20 protein-coding genes are annotated in these 20,085 nt (G+C 44.5%); 8 read left to right on the forward strand and 12 right to left on the reverse strand.

Annotation, left to right across the window (positions count from 1 at the left end; translation table 11 throughout):
- Positions 1–359 precede the first annotated feature (359 nt).
- From J7I42_RS31655 to J7I42_RS31665, 3 genes are all read left to right on the forward strand, one after another.
- On the forward strand, positions 360–1,055 hold the full coding sequence (locus J7I42_RS31655) for a FadR/GntR family transcriptional regulator (protein ID WP_209143893.1): 696 nt from the start codon (positions 360–362) through the stop codon (positions 1,053–1,055).
- A 186-nt stretch (positions 1,056–1,241) separates the two neighbouring features.
- On the forward strand, positions 1,242–1,829 hold the full coding sequence (locus tag J7I42_RS31660; RefSeq protein ID WP_209143896.1) for a hypothetical protein: 588 nt from the start codon (positions 1,242–1,244) through the stop codon (positions 1,827–1,829).
- A 104-nt stretch (positions 1,830–1,933) separates the two neighbouring features.
- Positions 1,934–2,431: a response regulator transcription factor gene (locus tag J7I42_RS31665; RefSeq protein WP_209143899.1), complete on the forward strand. Its 498-nt coding sequence runs from the start codon at positions 1,934–1,936 to the stop codon at positions 2,429–2,431.
- 98 nt (positions 2,432–2,529) lie between these two features.
- On the opposite strand, the gene J7I42_RS31670 is transcribed toward J7I42_RS31665, so the two are convergent.
- From J7I42_RS31670 to J7I42_RS31705, 8 genes are all read right to left on the reverse strand, one after another.
- The gene (locus J7I42_RS31670; protein WP_209143902.1) at positions 2,530–3,207 is read right to left on the reverse strand and encodes an SRPBCC family protein; all 678 of its coding nucleotides are present in this window, start codon (positions 3,205–3,207) and stop codon (positions 2,530–2,532) included.
- Positions 3,208–3,449: 242 nt separating this feature from the next.
- On the reverse strand, positions 3,450–4,361 hold the full coding sequence (gene moaCB, locus J7I42_RS31675; protein ID WP_209143904.1) for a bifunctional molybdenum cofactor biosynthesis protein MoaC/MoaB: 912 nt from the start codon (positions 4,359–4,361) through the stop codon (positions 3,450–3,452).
- Between the two features lie 145 nt (positions 4,362–4,506).
- Positions 4,507–4,953 carry a molybdenum cofactor biosynthesis protein MoaE gene (locus tag J7I42_RS31680; protein ID WP_209143906.1) on the reverse strand — a complete coding sequence of 149 codons (447 nt, stop codon included), beginning with the start codon at positions 4,951–4,953 and terminating at the stop codon, positions 4,507–4,509.
- Between the two features lie 76 nt (positions 4,954–5,029).
- On the reverse strand, positions 5,030–5,263 hold the full coding sequence (locus J7I42_RS31685; protein ID WP_209143908.1) for a MoaD/ThiS family protein: 234 nt from the start codon (positions 5,261–5,263) through the stop codon (positions 5,030–5,032).
- A 27-nt stretch (positions 5,264–5,290) separates the two neighbouring features.
- Positions 5,291–6,475: a molybdopterin molybdotransferase MoeA gene (locus tag J7I42_RS31690; RefSeq protein WP_209143911.1), complete on the reverse strand. Its 1,185-nt coding sequence runs from the start codon at positions 6,473–6,475 to the stop codon at positions 5,291–5,293.
- Positions 6,476–6,485: 10 nt separating this feature from the next.
- The gene (gene moaA / locus J7I42_RS31695) at positions 6,486–7,466 is read right to left on the reverse strand and encodes a GTP 3',8-cyclase MoaA (RefSeq protein ID WP_209143913.1); all 981 of its coding nucleotides are present in this window, start codon (positions 7,464–7,466) and stop codon (positions 6,486–6,488) included.
- A gap of 85 nt (positions 7,467–7,551) precedes the next feature.
- A complete protein-coding gene (locus tag J7I42_RS31700; RefSeq protein ID WP_209143915.1) occupies positions 7,552–8,154 on the reverse strand; it encodes a nucleotidyltransferase family protein in 603 nt (200 codons plus the stop codon).
- Positions 8,155–8,232: 78 nt separating this feature from the next.
- Complete coding sequence (locus J7I42_RS31705; RefSeq protein ID WP_209143917.1) at positions 8,233–9,390, reverse strand: XdhC family protein; 1,158 nt, start codon at positions 9,388–9,390, stop codon at positions 8,233–8,235.
- Positions 9,391–9,561: 171 nt separating this feature from the next.
- Between J7I42_RS31705 and J7I42_RS31710 the strand changes: the two genes are divergently transcribed.
- From J7I42_RS31710 to J7I42_RS31720, 3 genes are read left to right on the forward strand one after another with little or no spacing between them, the layout of a single operon-like run.
- A complete protein-coding gene (locus tag J7I42_RS31710; protein ID WP_209143919.1) occupies positions 9,562–10,044 on the forward strand; it encodes a (2Fe-2S)-binding protein in 483 nt (160 codons plus the stop codon).
- A 44-nt stretch (positions 10,045–10,088) separates the two neighbouring features.
- Positions 10,089–12,254: a xanthine dehydrogenase family protein molybdopterin-binding subunit gene (locus J7I42_RS31715; RefSeq protein WP_209143921.1), complete on the forward strand. Its 2,166-nt coding sequence runs from the start codon at positions 10,089–10,091 to the stop codon at positions 12,252–12,254.
- Between the two features lie 36 nt (positions 12,255–12,290).
- On the forward strand, positions 12,291–13,034 hold the full coding sequence (locus tag J7I42_RS31720) for an energy transducer TonB (RefSeq protein ID WP_209143923.1): 744 nt from the start codon (positions 12,291–12,293) through the stop codon (positions 13,032–13,034).
- A 2-nt stretch (positions 13,035–13,036) separates the two neighbouring features.
- Here J7I42_RS31720 and J7I42_RS31725 read toward each other — a convergent pair whose 3' ends face one another.
- Both J7I42_RS31725 and J7I42_RS31730 read right to left on the reverse strand, forming a co-directional pair.
- Complete coding sequence (locus J7I42_RS31725) at positions 13,037–13,183, reverse strand: nucleotidyl cyclase domain-containing protein (protein WP_378573186.1); 147 nt, start codon at positions 13,181–13,183, stop codon at positions 13,037–13,039.
- Positions 13,184–13,450: 267 nt separating this feature from the next.
- Entirely contained in the window at positions 13,451–16,534 is a 3,084-nt protein-coding gene (locus J7I42_RS31730) for a T9SS type A sorting domain-containing protein (RefSeq protein WP_209143926.1), read from the reverse strand.
- 300 nt (positions 16,535–16,834) lie between these two features.
- Between J7I42_RS31730 and J7I42_RS31735 the strand changes: the two genes are divergently transcribed.
- On the forward strand, positions 16,835–17,269 hold the full coding sequence (locus J7I42_RS31735; protein ID WP_209143928.1) for a hypothetical protein: 435 nt from the start codon (positions 16,835–16,837) through the stop codon (positions 17,267–17,269).
- Between the two features lie 250 nt (positions 17,270–17,519).
- On the opposite strand, the gene J7I42_RS31740 is transcribed toward J7I42_RS31735, so the two are convergent.
- Entirely contained in the window at positions 17,520–18,629 is a 1,110-nt protein-coding gene (locus J7I42_RS31740; RefSeq protein WP_209143930.1) for an AAA family ATPase, read from the reverse strand.
- Complete coding sequence (locus tag J7I42_RS31745) at positions 18,607–19,320, reverse strand: RNA ligase family protein (protein ID WP_209143932.1); 714 nt, start codon at positions 19,318–19,320, stop codon at positions 18,607–18,609. The genes J7I42_RS31740 and J7I42_RS31745 overlap by 23 nt, the downstream gene beginning before the upstream one ends.
- 199 nt (positions 19,321–19,519) lie before the next feature.
- On the opposite strand from J7I42_RS31745, the gene J7I42_RS31750 reads away from it, so the two are divergent.
- Positions 19,520–19,840, forward strand: coding sequence for a hypothetical protein (locus tag J7I42_RS31750; RefSeq protein ID WP_209143934.1), 321 nt, complete (start codon positions 19,520–19,522; stop codon positions 19,838–19,840).
- Positions 19,841–20,085: the final 245 nt, after the last annotated feature.

Raw genomic sequence — 20,085 nt, forward strand, 5'->3', positions numbered from 1 at the left:
GGTAGTTATGTCCTACATATTACAAATATAGAACTATTGCTATCTAAACCAAATAATTTTGGGTGTCAATTTACCCATGATAACTTTGTAGCCTGTTTTCTGCCTATAGAAGAGGTCTGGAACACGGAGTGTCCCTCCTGCGTGTTTAATGTATAGAATGCATCATTTCAATATCTTATACAACTAAAATTACTTCGAACCACACAAGGATCTTTTGCTCGGCAAGCAGCTCTAAAGGTTGCTTTGCTGCCCAGTTACGCAAACGATTGTGTAAATGGGGATAAATGGTTTTCCTATTAAAAAACAGCAACCCTATTAAGTATTACATATTCAGGTAATTTTTTATTATTTTTGACAATATGAGCATTGACAAAGACCTTTTTAAACTGAAGCCTATCGCCTATACCACGATGGCCGACCAGGTGGAGAACCACCTGCGCGAGTACATCATTAAACGATCTATAAAACCGGGTGATCCCATTCCAAAAGAAACGGAAATAGCCCAGGCCCTGGGCGTAAGCAGAAACGTAGTGCGGGAAGCGCTCAGCCGCCTGCGTATGTTAGGGATGATTGAATCGCGAAAGAAAAGAGGTATGATACTAACCCAGCCTGATGTAATGAAAGGGCTTGAGCTGATCATTCACCCTACTATATTAGATGAACATGTTCGCAAACAATTGTTTGAACTACGGTTAGTGCTGGAGGTTGGGTTAGGAGATCTGTTGTTCCGCCGAAAATCGGAAGAACACATGAAAAAACTCGATGCCATAGTTGAACGCGAACAAAAAGCCACCACACAAATTGAACGCATCCGTTGTGAGGTTGACTTCCACTCTACTTTATATGATATGGCCGGTAATGAAACCTTAAAACGTTTCCAGGATATTCTGATGCCGGTATTTGAGTATGTAGTGGAATATGAATCAAAGCTCGATCATACTTCTGTTGGCTCGGTAACCCATGCTGATCTGGTTAAAATATTATATGATAACAATCCTGAAGCATATCCCAATGCCATGCGCAAACATTTGATGCCGCACTTATCGCACCTATAATAGTGGGAATTTTATTTTTTTTACGTGCACTGCTTATGTAGTGCACTTTTTGTTTTATACCTCACCTCGTGCTTTCCATTAACATCAGTTATTGCCCCGTTAATCGGCAGCATCCACAGCACACCCTACCAATTACTGCCGTCATATACTCACTAAATATCAATATTGACGTTAAAAATTTTAAGTATGAAAAACGTAATTATTATCGGTAGTCTGCTGGTATTTACCGCTACGACCACATTTGCACAAGACGAAATGGTTTATAATGAACCCGCAGGATTTATTCTACACAAAACAAGTAAGGCCCAACGTGAAGAGAACAGATTGATAAAAAGGGAGAAAGCAGCCATTACGCCCAACTACATGACAGCACAGCAATTTATGGTTGATTTTCCTAAAGCAACCAATGTGAACTGGAAGCGGACCACCTTTGAAGAAGCCTCTTTTACTTTGAACGGGAAAGAGATGAAAGCCTTTTATGACTTTACTAATACGCTTATTGGCACTACTACACCCGCCAGCTTCTCAGATCTTCCTGCCAGTGCTCAAAAAGAGATAGAAAAATATTATAAGGATTACACCCCACAAACGGTTATCCTGTTTGATGATAACGAGTACAACAACAGTGATATGATCTTATATGGTAATTCGTTTGAAGATGAGGACAACTATTTTGTGGAACTAACAAACAATAATAAAACCATTGTATTGCAGGTTAACATGGAAGGATTGGTGTCTTATTTTAAAGACATCTCTTATAGTAATGTTAAATAACTCCTATTGATGCCGGTTTCCCGCTTTACCGTAAAACCTGTTTTTAAAAAATTTGTTAGGTAACACAATTAATATTCGAAAAAGTCATTAATACTATACTCTTTATGAAACCTGTTACTATATTACTGGCTGAGGATGATCTGGTGTTGGGTCTTTTTGTAAAACGGGTGTTGCAGCAGGCTGGTTATCGCGTGTGGTATTGTATGAATACGTCGGAAGCCTGGCAATATTACGCTGATAAAAACCCCGATCTTGTATTACTCGACAACAATAGATCCGCGGATTCCAATCTTTTACTGGCGGGAAAAATACGTGAAGTGAACAAGTTGGTGCCTATCCTGTTCCTGTCGGGTAAAACATATGAGGAAGAAGTGTATGAAAACATCTGGCCGCAAACCGAGCAACAGGTAGCTACAGAAGCGCTGAGCGAAAAAAGATTACTGGAAAATCTCCATAGTATGCTGCCGGTTGCAGCACCTCCTGAAGTAATTGCCCCGGTATTTGATGTACAGCGTATGAAGTTGTGTGGCCCTGAAGATATCCTGATCCTTACCTCATTCTTTGAGGATTCAGTACACCTGAAACAATATGTTCCGAATTAGGTATAGCTGATTTTAGGATTTAGAGATTTTGGGATTTGATTTTTATGCTGAACTCAAAACAAATCTCAAAATCTCTAAATCTCAAAATCCAATAATCGCTATCGGGGAATCAAAATCGTTTCGTGGGTCTCTACAAAGTTTTTAAATCCTCTTATTTCTTCTTCTATTAAGCGTTTGGTAACTGGTGTAAACAACCGGGCTATTTGTTCGCCGGCTTTTCCTAAAGGAGCATGGTAAGTGAATACAACATCAACAGTGGTACCTTGTCCGCCCAGAGAATCGCGAAAACCTATTTTACCTGCATTATCTATAGATGACCCCGGCAGGCTTTGCCAGGCGATCATTTCACCATAACGTTCTTTCACGATCTCTGCATGCCATTGCATCGTACCTATTTTACCGGGGAGTTCCATTATCCAGTTCGAATACATTTCATCCTGTTCGTCTACGGCCTGCAGATGTTTCATAAACAGGGGCAGATTGCTTAGGTTTCTCCACATAACATATACTTCTTCCCGCGGTTTATTTATGACCATCGACACCCTGATATTGAGGGTTCGGCCTGCTGATACCTTTTCAAAGGAACGATACATTTCGCCAAATGAGCGTCGGCCGGCAATTCCTTTGTAGGTTAAGAAACACCCAACGGCGGCCTTTAAAAATCGTCTGGAAGAATTTTTGTTGAATGCACTGCCAATTAACATAATTCCTCCTACAACGGATGCTAACCTTTGTCCTGAGGCTGCGCTCATTAATTTATCACGGTTGCTGTGCATAACTTAAGGTTTTAAAAGTGGATAGTATTGAAGAATTGCCTTAAATATCAAAATACTATACCAAGGTCACACAGCAACAACGCGTTACCAATATTGCATAAAGGGTGTAATTGTAGCTTTTTTTCTACAAAGAGGCTTCTATTTGGAGATTTCTGATTTAGAGATTTCGGGATTTGCCCATTCGTGGGCAATCCGACAATAAGTAAATCTCACAATCCCTACATCCAGCAATGAGCATTGTTTTAATCATGTCTCATTCCTTCTGCTACGCGGAAAATATGGAAGATGTATGGGAACAGGGCATCCATACTTTCTTCTGTGCCTTTGGTAGAACCCGGCAGGGTGATCACAAGGGTGTTTTGTATAAAACCAGCCACCCCGCGTGACAACATTGCATAAGGGGTGCGTTGTTGCCCGTACTGGCGGGCAGCTTCCATTATGCCGGGAATGGTGCGGTCAAGGAGCGGTGTAATGGCTTCAGGCGTAACATCGCGTGGAGAAAGCCCGGTTCCTCCAGTAAATAAAACGAGGTTATAGCCTTCATTTACCAACTGTTTTACTTTTGCCTGAATAACTGTTAATTCATCAGGGATGATCATATATAAACCGGCAGTGAGATTGAACTGCTTTAATTTTTGGACGATCACTTTCCCGGCACGGTCTTCTTTGTTTCCAGCTGCAATGCTGTCGCTACAAACGATCACCGCGCACTTCAGGTCTTTGGGATAAGTATCCTTAAAATCTGATTTGCCGCCTTTTTTATTTTCGAGCCTGATGGTGCTGATCTCAATCCCTTTGTCCAGGGGTTTTAACATATCGTACATAGTGAGGGCAGTTATGGAAGCACCATGCATGGCTTCCACTTCTACCCCGGTCTTATAAATGGTATGTACATCTACGGTCACGATGATATTCAATCCTTCAATGGCATGAGTAATGGCTGCATACTCTATCGGCAGGGGATGACAATCGGGAATAACATCACTTGTCTTTTTAATAGCCAGCAAACCAGCAGCGCGGCTGAACTCAAATACATCGCCCTTGGGCACTTTACGTTGTTGTATGGCCTCGATGGTCTCTTGTTTGGATACTTTTACGATTGCGGTAGCTGTTGCTTGTCGTAAACTTGATACTTTATTGGTGATGTTATTCATTGCTTATTGTCAGTTGTGAATAGTCAGTTGTGAGTGGATTCCCAAATTCTCAGACATCTACAATTTTCGTGAGTTCGCTAATGTTCAGGTCTCCTGAATAGAGCGAGCCCATTCACAATTCACAACTCACAACTCACTTCTTTAATTATATATTCTCTTTCCACTGGTACGACTCATTCTCAAAAATCTCCTTGCCCCAAATGGGTAATTCTGCCTTTATTCTTTCCACGGTTTCTGTACAGGCATCGATGGCTTCTTTGCGATGGGCAGCGGAAGTAAATACAAACAAACAGATCTCGCCGGTGGCAATTTTGCCCAGGCTATGATGCACATGCATACATACGAGCGGGTATTTGGCAAAAATATCCTCACGTATCTGGTGCATTTTTTCCAAAGCCATTTCTTCATACGCTGTATACTCTATGGCCGCTACCTTGTTGCCATCTATCACATCGGCACGTACCTGTCCTAAAAAAATACTGTGACCGCCGATGTTTGTTTTTGTATCGTGCTTCTGAATACTATCGGCAATAAAGGAAGCCGGAATGGGTCCTTGTGTAAATATATTTTTGATCTTGCGTTCTGTAGTCATGAGCTCGTTTTTTGTGAATCGTGAATGGCAAATTGGCAAACTCGTCACCTTGTTAACTGGTCAACTAACTTCAACCTCATCCCCCCGCAAACGGCGGCAACAACGCAACCGTATTACCACCTGTTAATGTGGTATTTCCTGTCACTATCTTCTTATCAACCGCTATAATGTAAGGCGCATTAACCAATGCCGGGTAGCGTTGATTCAACTGCTGTATCAACGTACTGGTATCCGGCGCATCCTCCATGGTAACTGGTTGATGCCCCAGAATATCTGTTAGCTGTCCAAACACAATGACCTGTACCGGCATATTAAGGATTTATATCACAAAATTACTTTACTCTGGTAATATATGAACCTCCACCAAATCTCCTTCACTAAATTCCATCTTTTCCTCTGGCAAACACAACAGGCAATTGGCCATGGCAAATGACCGCAATCTGTACGATTCCTGAGAATCCAGCGGCACTACTGTTTGCCCATCGTAATAACCTTTTAGGAAAAAAGTGAGTGTTGCATTCTTGGAATATGGTTTAGACAGGGGAACCTGGATAGTTTTTAAAACAGGAGATACCTGCATCAACTGTTCCAGTGCTGTTACTACATATTCATAAAAACAGGTAAGCACCGATGATGGGTTGCCCGGTAACCCAAACACCCACTTGTTTCCTTTTCTACCCACATACAATGGTTTCCCCGGCCGTTGTTTTAATTTATGGAACAGGGTGGTTACACCACAGGCGGCCGCTGCTTCGGGCACAAAATCATAATTACCTACGCTCACCCCACCTGTTAATAACACCACATCACTATTGTCTAATGCATATTGCAAGGTGTCTTTTACTACCTGTGGGTCGTCCTTTGCTTCAAACAACGGTACCTCCTCTATTTGCAAGCCCTGCAATGCAGCCCGCAACTGAAAGGAGTTGCATTCATATACCTGACCGTGCAACAACGTTTTGCCCGGTTGCTGTAATTCATTACCGGTTACAATAATACTCATGACCGGTGTTGGAAATACCAGTACTTCCGCAACACCCGTGGTAGCTAAAAAACCCACAGCCGCCGGCGTTAGTTTCTTTCCTTTTGATAACACCAGTTCGCCGGCTTTTATTTCGGAACCTTTTAACCGCACGTTGCTTCCTGTTATTAACTGATCGTCGAGAATATTCAACTGACCATTGTTTACCTGTACCTTTTCCTGCATCACTACCGTATCGGCGCCGGTAGGTACGGGGGCCCCGGTAAAAATGCGCATAGCCTGGTTTGGTTGCAACAGTGATAAGTCTGGCGCACCGGCAGGCACTTCACCATGAATAGCCAGGGTTTTATGCAATTCAAAACCGGCAAATGAGAGCGCATAGCCGTCCATGGCCGATTGATCGAAAGCGGGAATATCTGCGACGGCAAAAACGTCGGCAGCCAATATCAGGCCAGCGGCTTGTTGTAATGGAACGGTCACAGGCGTCAATGCGGTAGCATTGGCGCGGATCATATTTTTTGCTTCTATTACAGAGATCATGATGCTGGTATTAACCTCCAATAGTGATCATGCTGCGGTTTTGAATAGCGCTGGCTTCAATATGTTCAAAATCGGCGCTGAATTGTCCGCCCAGTTCTTTGGCCTTTGCATGAATACTTTGGCTTATAAGGGGAATAATATCCTGCCCATTGCGCAACGCGGTGAGCAGATCGGTTTCTTCTTTTGAAAAAAGACAGTTCTTCATTTTGCCATCAGCAGTCAGGCGCATGCGGTTGCAGGTACCACAAAAAGGTGCGCTCATAGTGCTTATAACGGCAAAGGTACCGGCATGCCCCGGTACTATATATTTTTTTGCAGTTTCGTTCAATTCATCTTTCAGGGGAAGGAATGAAAACTCCGCTTCAACGATCTGTAAAATTTGTTGCCAGGTAAGCACTTTGTTGCTCGTCCACTTGTTACCCTGGAAGGGCATGAATTCAATAAAACGCACATGTACGGGAACGTCTTTCGTCCACCGAACAAAATCATTGATCTCCTGGTCGTTGAACTCCTTCATTGCCACCACGTTCACTTTGGCGCGAATGTCGTTTTCGAGCAACAGGTGTATGTTATCGTAAACCCGCTGAAATTGATCACGGCGGGTGATGAGTTGAAATTTATCGGCCTGTAACGTATCAAGACTTACATTGAGGGACGTAACACCGGCCTGTTTTAAAGTTGGAATAAATTCATGAAGGCGGGCGCCATTGGTGGTCATGGTCAATGTAACTGGCAATTTCGACAGGGCATGAATAATTTCGGCGGCATCTTTTCGTACCAACGGTTCGCCCCCGGTAAGCCGGATCTTTTTTACACCAAGACCAACAAAGGTTTTCGCAATTGCCTCAATTTCGTTCGCCTGCATCAGTTTGGAAGCGGGCGTGAACTCATATTCCTCCTCAGGCATACAATAAAAGCAGCGAAAATTACAATTGTCGGTCAGTGAAATCCGTAAATAATCGTGCACCCTGTTGAACTGATCAATTAACATTAGCCTGCTGTATGGTGAAGTAGTAAAATTAACTTAAAAAGGGCAGAATTGGGAAGTGAAGTTGATCAGTCGACTATTTTACAAGTTAATCAGTTGTCTTATTAACCAACTCTTTATACTCACCCTCGGTATCAATATCGATCATTCCTTCCGGGAATGCAACCGAGGCCACTTCATCCCCATATTGTTGAATCAACCGCTTCGCCCCCGTGTCACCCTGCAAATCAAGCAGTTGCGAAAACAGGGACTTATCAAAAAGCGCAGGAATGCCCAGCGTACCGGCATAGGCGCTGGCGACTATAGGTTTGCGGCTTTTTTGCTGTTCATTAATAAGGTCAAGTAACAATCCGGCCGTTACAAATGGCTGGTCGCACACCATAAAGATCACCTGGTCGGGCTCGGGTGTACGGTTCAGCAAGGTCTTTAAGCCGCACCGGATGGACGAGGCGATCCCCTGCTGCCAGTTTTGATTAAATACCAGTTTCACCTGACCGGGGTCTAGTGCCGCCGCCAGGTGATCCCCATTGGCGCCGGTCACCACCACCGGTTGCACGGCTACCGTGAGAGCAGTTTGCACCGCATGTTGTAACAACGTTACGCCCTGCCAGGGCAGTAATTGTTTGGGGCGGCCTAACCGGGTAGAAGCGCCAGCAGCCAGAATTATAATATCGGTGTGAAAAATGCTCATATCCACCTCCCTAAACGAACTATTTATAAATGTTGTATTTGGTTAAAATGGTGCGATTTTCGTCAACTGGCCAGCTGGTCAACTCACTTTCACTTCCTCAATTTCCTTCTCCACCCGCGGGTGAATGGTATCGGCGCTGTTGCGCAACGATTCCCCGTTCCGGCCCGCAATAACTGCTTTAATTTCTGCAATAATGGATAATGCAATTTCCTCGGCGTTTTCGGCCCCAATGTTCAGTCCAACGGGTCCAAATACAGTAGCCAGTTGTGCAGCAGTAGGTTCTATGCCATCGGACTTCAACTCATCAAGCATGCGCACCAGCTTCTTTCGGGGGCCTAACATGCCTATATAGGGTATACACTGGCTGATCAACTGCCGTAACACTTTCAGGTCATAATTGTAATTATGGGTCATCAGCACAAACACGCTTTGTGCATCCAGCATTACCTGCTCCACTACATTTTCAGGTTTGGTAACCAGTACCTTGTTGGCCGTAGGGAAGCGGGCAGTTGTAGCATACGCTGGCCGGCCATCAGCAACCGTTACCTGCCAGCCAAGCAAATGCGCCATTTGGGCCACGGGAATGGCATCATTCCCGGCCCCGATTATAACCACTGATACTGCAGGCTTTATCAATTCAATAAATGCGGTGAATTGTTTGCCTTCCGAGATATATGTTTTAGTAGCCGATACCTGGTTTATAAAAGCGGTTTTGGCGTCTGTGGTCAATGCCTGTTGCAAAGCCTCATTCGTCATACGGGCTGTTACAGTTTCACCTGGCAATTGCAATAAACAGGTGCCTGGTTGTACCTCCCGCCTGTCGTTCAGGGAAAAGAGCATCACCAGCACGGCATGTTGCCGCTGAGCACTAATAGTCTTTAATAATTGAATGGGGTTATCTGACAAGGCGGGCTGTATGGGTTCTATTACAATATGAATAATGCCTTCGCATCCCAGCCCTACCCCCAGTTTGGCGTCGTCCTCATCGGTAGTATCGTACGTCACCAGCATGGGTTGCTGCTGCGCCATCACCAGCAATGCTTTGCGCAGGGCGTCGCCTTCCAGGCAACCACCGCTTATGGCGCCGGTCAATTGACCATCCTGGGTAATCAACATACGGGCGCCTGGACGGCGGTATGAAGACCCCTGTACATGCACCACGGTAGCCAGGGCAGTTTGTTTGCCCTGTTGTTGCGCTTCCTCATAGGCCTGTATAATGGCCTGAATTTCTTTCATATGGGAAAAATTTTAGTACTTCTGCTTTATTAAAGTTACAACAGTTGACAAATATTATTTTATACAAATTCGACCAACGGCGTTGGGCATAATTCCTTTACCATTAGAATAATAAGTTGGAAGCCACCTTGCCTTTGTTGTAACTTAATTGTATTCTAAACCATCCACATTATGGCTTCCTACAAACTCAGTATCAACGGCGCTATGCATGCCGTAGAAGCTGATCCCAAAATGCCTCTGCTATGGGTTTTGCGCGATCTGTTGAATATGACCGGTACAAAATATGGATGCGGCATGAGCCAGTGTGGCGCCTGCACCGTTCATCTTAATGGCAATGCCATTCGTTCCTGTTCCATGCCGGTATCAGCAGTAGGCAATCAAAAAATAACAACCATTGAAGGAATAAGTTCCGATAACACAAACGCAGTACAACAGGCATGGATAGCGGAACAGGTACCACAATGCGGGTATTGCCAAAGCGGACAGATCATGTCGGCAGTGGCCTTGCTCAAACGAAATCCCAACCCTACCGACCGGGATATTGACCTCGCTATGCAGGGAAATATCTGTCGCTGTGGGACTTATCCCCGTATTCGTAAAGCCATTCATAAAGCAGCGGCAATGTTGAAACAGCCGCCGGCAAAAAGCTTCTGATCCCACTGCGGCGAGTTGTTCCACCTGTTAAACCAAACTATGTTATGCAACAAAAAAATTCCATCAACCGGCGCGCTTTCCTGAAGCTGTCCTCATTTACCAGCGCTGCCCTTACCATAGGTTTTTATTTTCCTGCCCTGGCAGAAGAAAGCACCATCCTTACTGCAGCAACAGCCGAGGACCTCGGCATTGTGCTGAATGCATTTATTTCTATCGACAAATCCGGTAAGGTTAATATAATTAACCACCGGGCCGAAATGGGCCAGGGCGCTTTTCAGGCAGTTCCACAAATGATCGCCGAAGAATTGGAAGTATCGCTTGATAAGGTTTCGATTGCCTTTGGCCCTGGTCATCAAACTAAATATGGCGGCAGTCAGATCACGGGCGGAAGTTCTACTGTTCGTGGGGCTTATAAACATTTATTGAGGACCGGCGCTACTGCCCGCGAAATGCTGGTGGAGGCCGCTGCAAAAAAATGGGGTGTGCCCGCTACAGAATGTTATGCGCTGGATGGAAAAGTCATTCATCGTCCTACTAATAAAAAACTCGTTTATGGCGAACTGGTAGAAGAAGCTGCCAAACTTACGCCACCCAAACAGGTAGCCCTCAAAGAAAGAAAAAATTATACGATCATCGGCAAACCATTACCCCGGCAGGATACGCCGCCCAAGGTAAATGGCAAAGCGGAATTTGGGCTCGACAAAAAATTACCCGGTATGTTGTATGCTGTGGTAGAAAGATGCCCTTACTTTTTGGGAAAGGTTAAAACCTATAACGACAGCGTCGTAAAAACCATGCCCGGGGTGAAACATGTTTTTAAAGTACAAATGCCGGTATTTGATACCCTTCGGGAAGGCATAGCCATTGTGGCTGACAATACCTGGTCAGCCATGCAGGCCCGTAAAGCGTTACAAGTAGAGTGGGATACTACCGGATTCGAACACCTGGATACTGCCGCCTTATATAACCGAATGAAAGAAGACCTCAGGAAACCCGGACTGTCGCAACGTACGGGTGGTAATTTTGATGCCACTTACGATAAAGCCGCCAAGAAGCTGGAAGCCATTTATGAAACGCCCTACGAGGCTCATGCCTGTATGGAACCACTCAATTGTGTAGCCGATGTAAAGGACGATCAAATTACTGTCTGGGGCCCTATTCAGGGGCCCGACTGGATACAGCGCGACCTGGCCGAGCGCTTTAAAATGCCCATGGAAAACATAACCGTTCACATGACTTTTCTCGGTGGTGGTTTTGGCAGAAAAGCCTTTACAGATTATACTACCGAGGCTGTATTGATCTCAAAAGAAATAAAAGCCCCGGTACAGGTTGTATGGACACGTGAGGATGATATGACACAGGGACCTTTTCGCCCCGGCGCGGTGTACGAATGTAAGGCAGGCATAAGTGACAATGGGCGCATTACTGCTTTTCAAACAAAAATGGCGGCACAGAATATGGACCATCAATGGCCTCATGCCGATAAGAGTAATTTCAATGGCAGCACTACCGAAGGCCTGCCCGAAGTGTTTATCAATGGGCTCGATCATTATAGCTTTTCTGATATACCTACCGAATCGCCTATTCCTGTTATGTGGTGGCGTTCGGTATATGCCTCTACCAATGGTTTTGCCTACGAAAGTTTTATGGACGAACTGGCACATGCCGCAAAATTAGACCCACTCGATTTCCATCGCCTGCAACTACGCGATGAACGTGCCGAAGCCCTTATGCAAATGCTTGAAGAAAAAACCGGCTGGCGAACCCGTGAAAAAAACTCCGGTTGGGGTATGGCCATCACAGAATGTTTTAAAAGTATGGTAGGGGAAGCCGTTAAAGTATCGAAACAGCCAGATGGCAAATTAAAGATCGACCGGATTGTAGCCGTAATGGATTGTGGCTGGTATGTGAACCCTGATATCATCAGGGCACAGGTGGAAGGCAGTATTGTAATGGCCCTGGGCGCTGCTACTACCCATGAAACCCATTTTACCGATGGCAAAGCTGTTGAAACCAATTTTCACCAATACCATATGCCACGTATAATGGATGTGCCAGACATAGAGGTATACATTATGGAGAATGAAGAAAAACCCGGCGGCGTTGGCGAACCGGGCTTACCCCCATTTGCACCTGCGTTGTGTAATGCCATATTTGATTTAACGGGTAAGCGTATCAGAAAACTGCCATTTAATATGAACGAGGTTTAATTTTTATTAAATTGCGCCTACTCAAAACCCCTTTTCATGAAATTGACAGTAGGCCCCTTACTGATCCTGTTATTTATAGCCATTAAATCATTTTCACAACAAACAGAAGAGATCGTTGAAACAGGTGAGAAATATAATAATGAAAGGAAGGTATATTCTGTTTTAAAAGAAAATAGAACTGTAAAACAAGGACTCTACCAACACTACTTAAATGGCAATGTAGTGCTCAGCGGCTACTATATAATGGATAAAAAAGACAGCACCTGGCAACGACACACTTCAAGAGGATTGCTTATGTCTTGGAAATCCTATGCTGAAAATAAAAGAACAGGTATCTGGACTTTTTTTGATTATGATGGTAAAATCACCTTGCAATACGATTTCAGTAAAAATGAATTTATCATCCGGCAACCTGACTCCACTTTTTCATACTCGTATCAGTCTGCAGATGGAGAATGGATAGAAGGCAAAGCAGATCAGGACCCGATATGGCTGCGCTCCATAAAGGAATGGCAATCTTTTCTCAATATGACGATGCGGTATCCCCAAAAGGCTATCGACCATAACAAAATGGGTATTGTATTAGTGACTGTAACGCTTGATGAGGAGGGTAATGCCATCAATTACCAGGTTGAAAAAAGCGTTTATCCAGCCCTTGACCAGGAATCGATACGGGTAATAACCTTATTCCAACCTGAATTTCTGCCAGCTGTAAAAGATGGTAAAAAAGTAAAGGCAAAGGTAAAGATCCCGATGTACTTCAGACTTGAACGAGGGTAACATTACGCCAACTTATATACCGTAACCGGCTTATGCCATCCCTTCAGGGCTACACAACCGAAATTGGTGGCAGCTGCACCTATTTTCTTATCCATCACCTGCATTACGTCTTCCGAAACCAGCAATTGCGAACCGAATTGTTTATTCAATTGCTCTATCCTTGACGCCAGTATTACTACACTGCCGGTAATGGAATATTGACGCCGTTGTGTGGTCCCAATTTCAAGATATTTTCAGAAACAGTCAGCGTATACATACCCAGTTATTTAAAACGGGTACAGGGCCAGGTAACTTTGAACCAAAGATAAAGAATGAATCAAATAAAAAGCCCCCGACGGGAACGCCGGGGACGGAAATTGCCTAAAAGAGTGAACCATAATAAAAATGTACAGCAATAATTAGTTGAGACTACAAGGTTATTCAATCACCACCTTGTTTGTAAATACCACCTCCCCGGTCTCTTTATCTATTCCTTTTATAAAATAGGTACCTGGGGTGGTGATCGTAAATGATCTCACTACACCGCTTTGGATGATGGTTTCTTTTCCAACCACCTTTCCATCAATATTATAAATGCGTACGGCAGTAATAGGCTTGGCATTATTGAACAAAACGCTGAACCGGCCTTTTGATGGAACTGGCCAAACTTTGGCCTGTAATAATACATCGCTGCCGGTTACAGTCCTTATTCCTGAGAATGTTGATTTGCCATCGAGGTCTTTTTGCACCAGGCGGTAATAGGATATGTCATTGTTATCGTTCAGGTCTTTCGCCTCATACATTAACTTTACGGCACTGTTTCCCTTATTTGCCTTAGATGAAATGGTAGCAATGGTTGTGAATGGAATACCAGGCGAAAAGGTGCGTTGGACTTCAAAATGGTCGTTATTGGTTTCCTGTTCTGTTTCCCAGCTTACTGCCACAGTGGTGGCATCTTTTCTTTTTGTCTGGAAATTTACCAGCGATACGGGCAGCGTTGCATTGACATCGGCCAGAATGTTAACTGTTCTTGTCATTGTGCTGCCTTCTGCATCCGTAACAGTAAAGGCAAATGAAGCCAGTCCGGCCGCAGTGGGTGTAAAGATCACAGTGCCGGGGTTGGCTGGATCAGCCGCTACACCTCCATTCACGACATTAGCGGTGGTGAACACCGGACTATTGGTATAACCGCGGGCCAGTGTTTTCAGATCAATTGACAAAGTATTGTCGGGTGTCATAAAATAATGTGGACCACCCATCCATTCCAGGTAATCGTCGAGCTGGGTGAACCCATTGTGATCAGCATCGTTATTGGCATCGGAAAAATCATTGGCAGCAGAACTGTTGTTCAACCCTTTTATGTTTTCCCACCAGTCGGGCAACCCATCGTTATCAGTATCAAAAGTAGCAGTCCGGTGCTCTTCGGGATAATTTTCCCAGCCACCTACATCGGCCTGGTTATCGGGCAAACCAGGGAGGGTGGAAATACTGCCCCTATAAGTGTAGGTGCCATTGAGCGTTTCATTTACCATCCGGATGTCATGGTCATCAAAAACAGGTTCATTACAACCTACATTCGACAATACCTGTTTGTACGCATCTTTGGCAGATTGGGTGGTAACGTAAGAATTGAAAAATGGCGAGGTAAACCAGGTTTGCCAATTAACAATAGCCCCATTTGTTATCTTGATGCGTTTACCAAGATCTTGCGTGGTTTCATCAAAATAGCCAGGCATTACATTCCCACTCACATAATATTGCTGGGTGCCAAGCCCCACGCCTTCATGGTTGGCAGTTATGGCAACGTAAAGTTTAGAGGCAGCGCCCGGTTTATAATAGTTGTTTACAAAATTCACTTCATGGGCCCCGCCATCGGTGGTACGGTCGTACCAGTTGTACACCACATTATTGGTAATATCCAGTTCGCCTGCATAATAGGCACTGCCGTCGAGTCCCCCGCCCATGCTCCAGTTACGGCCATCACAATGCGCCAGCAAATTATGGTGAAAGCTACCCGTGTTGCCACCGATAGTGGCTGCATAGCCGTGGGCGGTACCGGCCGGGTAATTCTGGTGGCCGGCTATATTAAGCGCTTCGGCAATCATGGTCCTTTGCAAGGAGATATTTTTGGCACCACGGGAACTAAAGCCCTCATCGATCGTCCAGCTGATGGAACAGTTGTCGATGATGCTGTGGTTGCCATTCAACCCCATACCATCATAAGTAATGCCAGCGCCTACCCGTACCCGTACATGCCGTACTATCACATCGTTGCCCCCCATGCCAAAGGGTGCGCTGCGAATACAGATGCCTTTGCCCGGTGCAGTTTGTCCGGCAACGGTAACATAATTATTGCTGACCACTAAACGCGATTGCAGCGTGATCAGTCCGGAAACGTCAAAGACAATGGTACGAGGACCAACATTATTGGTAACTGCTTCGCGCAAACTACCGGGACCGGCATCGTTCAGGTTGGTTACATGTACTACCTTTCCGCCTCGGCCACCGCGGGCAAAGCGGCCATACCCTTCTGCGTCTTTAAATGCCAGTTGCCGGGGACGGTAATACCATACATGGCCATGGTTGATATCGCCATTGGCATCTTCCTGGTCAACCCGCCAATAATAGGTGTTCATACTGTATTGATTGTTGACGGCAACATTGTTATTAGTAGTACGCCCCAGGTATTCCGGTGAACCAATACCGGCAGTCGCTACAGTAGCAGAATCAGTTCCGAGATAAACATGACTGGCAACGGCATTGAATGCATTTGTCCAGGCCACGGTCGTAGAACCGTTATCACAATCAACATGTTCTTCGCCATTTGCCGGAACAGGCGTTTGGGCCATGTAAAGAGGATTACCGTTGTTGATCTCAATACCATTGATCATTAAATTCTTGTTATTGGCTGTAAAGCTGGTATCGGCCACGTACCAAACTACAATGTCCTGACCAGGCAGCGCATCGGCATACATATAGGCATAAGGTACCCTGGCTAATACGGAATCCCGAATGCCTGCTACCAGGTTATCGTATTTCATCATCCCATCGAGGTATATATCTATTGGAACAAAAGTGTTGTTCTGTGGATTATCAACATTATTATGGTACGTAAGAATGCTGTGACGGCCGGCCGGCAATCCGCTGATGCGCATTTCAATTTGCGCGCCACTGGTGCCATTATTAACCCTTACACCATCACCACACAACCGGGCATAGTTTGGCGACCCGATAATATTCTTGAACCAGTTGGTACTAAGCTTGTCGCCATAAGGTCCTTTTCGTATTAGTTTAACCGTTACGCCGCCACTCAGTGAAAGCGTGGCGGTGTCCTTTGTAGTAGCCGGCAGGGTCCAGGAAATATACCCTAATTCATTTACTTCGGCATCGGAGCGGCCGCTCTGATTCAGATCGATCTTATAAATAGGGGTTTGCGCGGATGTTATCATAGAACAACCAAAGAATAATAGGAATGGCAAAAAAGTGCGTACACACTTTTTAGCTTGTGAAAAGCTAAGCATACGTTAGTTTAAATTGATTTAAATGAAACAGTATAAATACAATCTGGTAAGGTGTATCCCGGTTTTAAAAAACAAACGATTAACCGGAACAACCTTGCAGGTTGAGCAAAACAAATAAGTGCAAAATTGATTTCGTACAGGGGAGCGACAGAGCTATCAGAGGTGAACATAGCAATGCAATCGCGTAAAGCAAATTAGAGCAGGCTGCAACGGTAAAAAATGGAATATCTTATTGTAATGATGTATTATCTTTTCATATCAAAATATAACAGTTATCTTTAAACTGTAAATCGGTGCTGTATGGAACCTCTTAACAACGAGGATGAACAGGAACTGAAAAAAACATTGGGCAAACCCAGGTACTATCTGGATGCTCCGGATAAAATTGCCGGTGAGCGGTACTATTGGTTTCCCAACCAGGGCGACAGTATGAATGACCATACAGAGAGATCGATCCCCGGCGGCAGTATGGTCTTAGGTAGATTATTACCTGTAAAAAACATGGCGGATGTTCCTTTACAACAACCCCTTGTATTTATTATCGATTACCGGGGTGAACAATTTTGCCTGTTGAAATGCCCTACTGAAGCAAATACAGAAACTAACAAACTTTGTCTGCACAGCTACAATCCCGGCCCTGGTTATGACGATCTGTGGTTACCCTTCCAATACATTAAATACATTTTTATAGTTGAAAGAGTGCGGCGGCCGAATGGAAGTGAATTTATCCCATAAGAAAGGAGTCTTAAATGTAAGAGTCTCCTTTGCTTTTCAAACTTTATGAAATAGGAAGTAAGAAGTAGGAAATTAGCGCCTCGTACCTCCTATCTCTTACCTCTCACCTCTTACTTCTTATTTCTTACTTCTTATTTCTTACTTCTTACTTCTTACTTCTTACTTCTTACTTCTTACTTCTTACTTCTTACTTCTTACCGCGCTCATTTTAAACCCATAAATCCCTTTTAAGATAACCGTTGGTCTATTATCACTCTTTAATATAATAGATCACCTCATGTGCCTCCCAGGGCGCCGGCACTTCCAGTTTTGATACTAATTTATCAACTGCCTTTCCTGGCACCATCGCTTCGCGGTCTTTGTTCTGTCTATGCAGCGTTGCATAGGGTACTTCAACGTACACTAATTTAACATATGCTTTGTAGGCAACAAACAGCTCCACCAGTTGTGCACGCATTTGTCTGGTGATGTTGGTAGCATTCCAAACAAAATGTTGCTTTTTGCGTAAATACTCCCGGGCCTGCTCTTTAGCCAGCTGCACCACGGTACCATTGCCGCTTTTATCGGTGGGTGCAATCTTGTTTTTCCGACGGATGTCATCCAGGTTGATCACGGGCCAGTCCTTATAATGCTGTTGTACATACCTGTCTTTCCCAGCACCTGGCAATCCGCTTAACATCACTACCGTAGCGCTAAAATTATCGAATGGAACAAAACCCGGGTCACTGTCCGTTTTATTAAAATAATGGAACCGTGCATGCGGCGTTTGAAATGCTTTGGGTTGCCCCCAGCAATCATATTCCTGACAAAGTGCTTCAAAAAGATCAATGCGGTATAACAGGTCGGTCTGATCGTTGCATACCCGTCCCAATGCATCTGCCCTTGCCAGCAGGGCAAGCATTGATGTATCAACCATTACACTGGTTTCGATGATCACCCTGGCCAGGTCCCTTCTTTCAATGGCCCAAATGGGCATGCCGTGATAGCGCACCAGCTGCACCATTTGTTCCCGCATAAGGAATGGTGTGGGTATTTGCGTGTATAAGATCTGCCGCGCCGTTTGGGTGCCTTTTTTTGAATGTCCTTTCGATGAGATGCTGCCATCAGTTTCATGCACGGTGGTGGAGCGCTTCTCCACATCATGCAACAGGGCAGCAGCCCATAGCATCTCCTGGTCCTGCGCCGGCAGTTGTTTATACCCTCCCAACTGCTGCAATGCCGTAAGTACCATGCGCGTATGGATGGCCACATTGCCTTCGGCATGATGGACGGGGTCTTGCGGCACTTCCTCCATATCACGCACCCACTCATAATGACGGCGTAACCAATCCCAATCTTTATCGGTTGTTATCGTCCACATAATTACCTCCTTCTTGTTTCAATGATGCCCGTTTCCAGTTCCGGGTCCAGTGTTCATTTGTTTTTACATGCCCTTTGCGCACCCATTTAAATACGTTGTTTGCAAATGCAGTACGGTGAAAAGCAGCCGCATTTCTACTCACAATGCCCTCCAGGGTGCAGCGTTGCCCGGTAGCTGTATCAACCGGTCCAAAAGCACCGGTTGTAGTAGTTATTTTCAACATCTTTTCTTCAAACAACAACCGGTTATCAGGTGTGCTTTCTATTTCAATTACAGGTACGGTTGGCAACTCAAGCATGGCTGCGTAAAATTGTACTTCTTCCCAACTTAACCATTGACCAGCTTCCCGTACTGCAAAAACATAAAAATGATGATCTAACTGTTGATACCGGATGGAATGAACAGCATATAAATTCTCTAAAAATATTTCCAGATCACCCAGGTCATTTTTTATCAATTGCCAAAACTCACGCAAGGTGGCCGTCCAGGGTGATGTGGTTGGGGCTGCATGCGAACGCGCAAACACCCCCCATTTGCTCAAACAGTTGTTTTCGCCGTCGAGCTTTTCGGTATGCACTACCGAATGTATTTGTTGAAGGTCGCTCCAGTATTCAAAATTGATCCGGTCATCGCTGGTAGTACCAGGTGAAAACGGATAATGATACGTGCGACCGTATTTCTCAGATTGCATAAAATAAATATAGATCCAGCATCAGATCTGTTATCAGATCCCGCGTTTTTATATTAATGAATAATAGAAAAGTGGAACGCGCTCCAGATAGCGCATTCAATCAGAAAGGATTATATGTGAAGACGATTACATAACCCAAGGTTGACCTTGTTTTGAATGGGTGCAAAATTAAAACATTTATTGCGGCATTCAAATTGCAATGGCTTATATTTATAAAAACCGTTTCACTATGACACTCACTGAGTTGCTTATACTTTTAGTAATTGCCGCCATCTGCGGTGGCGTAGGTCAATCTTTGGCCGGGTACGATTTGGGGGGATGTTTTGTTTCCATCATCGTTGGCTTTATCGGTGCTTATATTGGGTTATGGATAGCCGGCAAATTTGGCCTGCCCGAGATCTTTGCTATCAAAGTGGGTGGAAAAACATTTCCTGTCGTCTGGGCAGTAGTTGGCTCTGCTTTTTTTACTTTGATCATTGCCTTATTACGTGGGGCCATTTTTGGACGAAACCGATTATAGCTCAATTTTCAAAATAGGTTCGATACAAAATTTCTAAAACAATTTTGCACGATATTCAAAGGGAAGCGTCTCATTTAAAATGGGGCGCTTTTTTATTATTGTATCATTCCCAATAATTAGCTTCTTAGCTATTCTTTTTTTCATACCACCACCTGGTAATTCATACCCATGAATCATAATTAGCAATATTTGGGGCATGGAATTTTCTGCGATTATTTTGTTAAAATCTGTAAGGCCACAAATTT

This window comes from Niastella soli (genome assembly GCF_017742245.1).
Classification (GTDB): Bacteria; Bacteroidota; Bacteroidia; order Chitinophagales; family Chitinophagaceae; genus Niastella; species Niastella soli.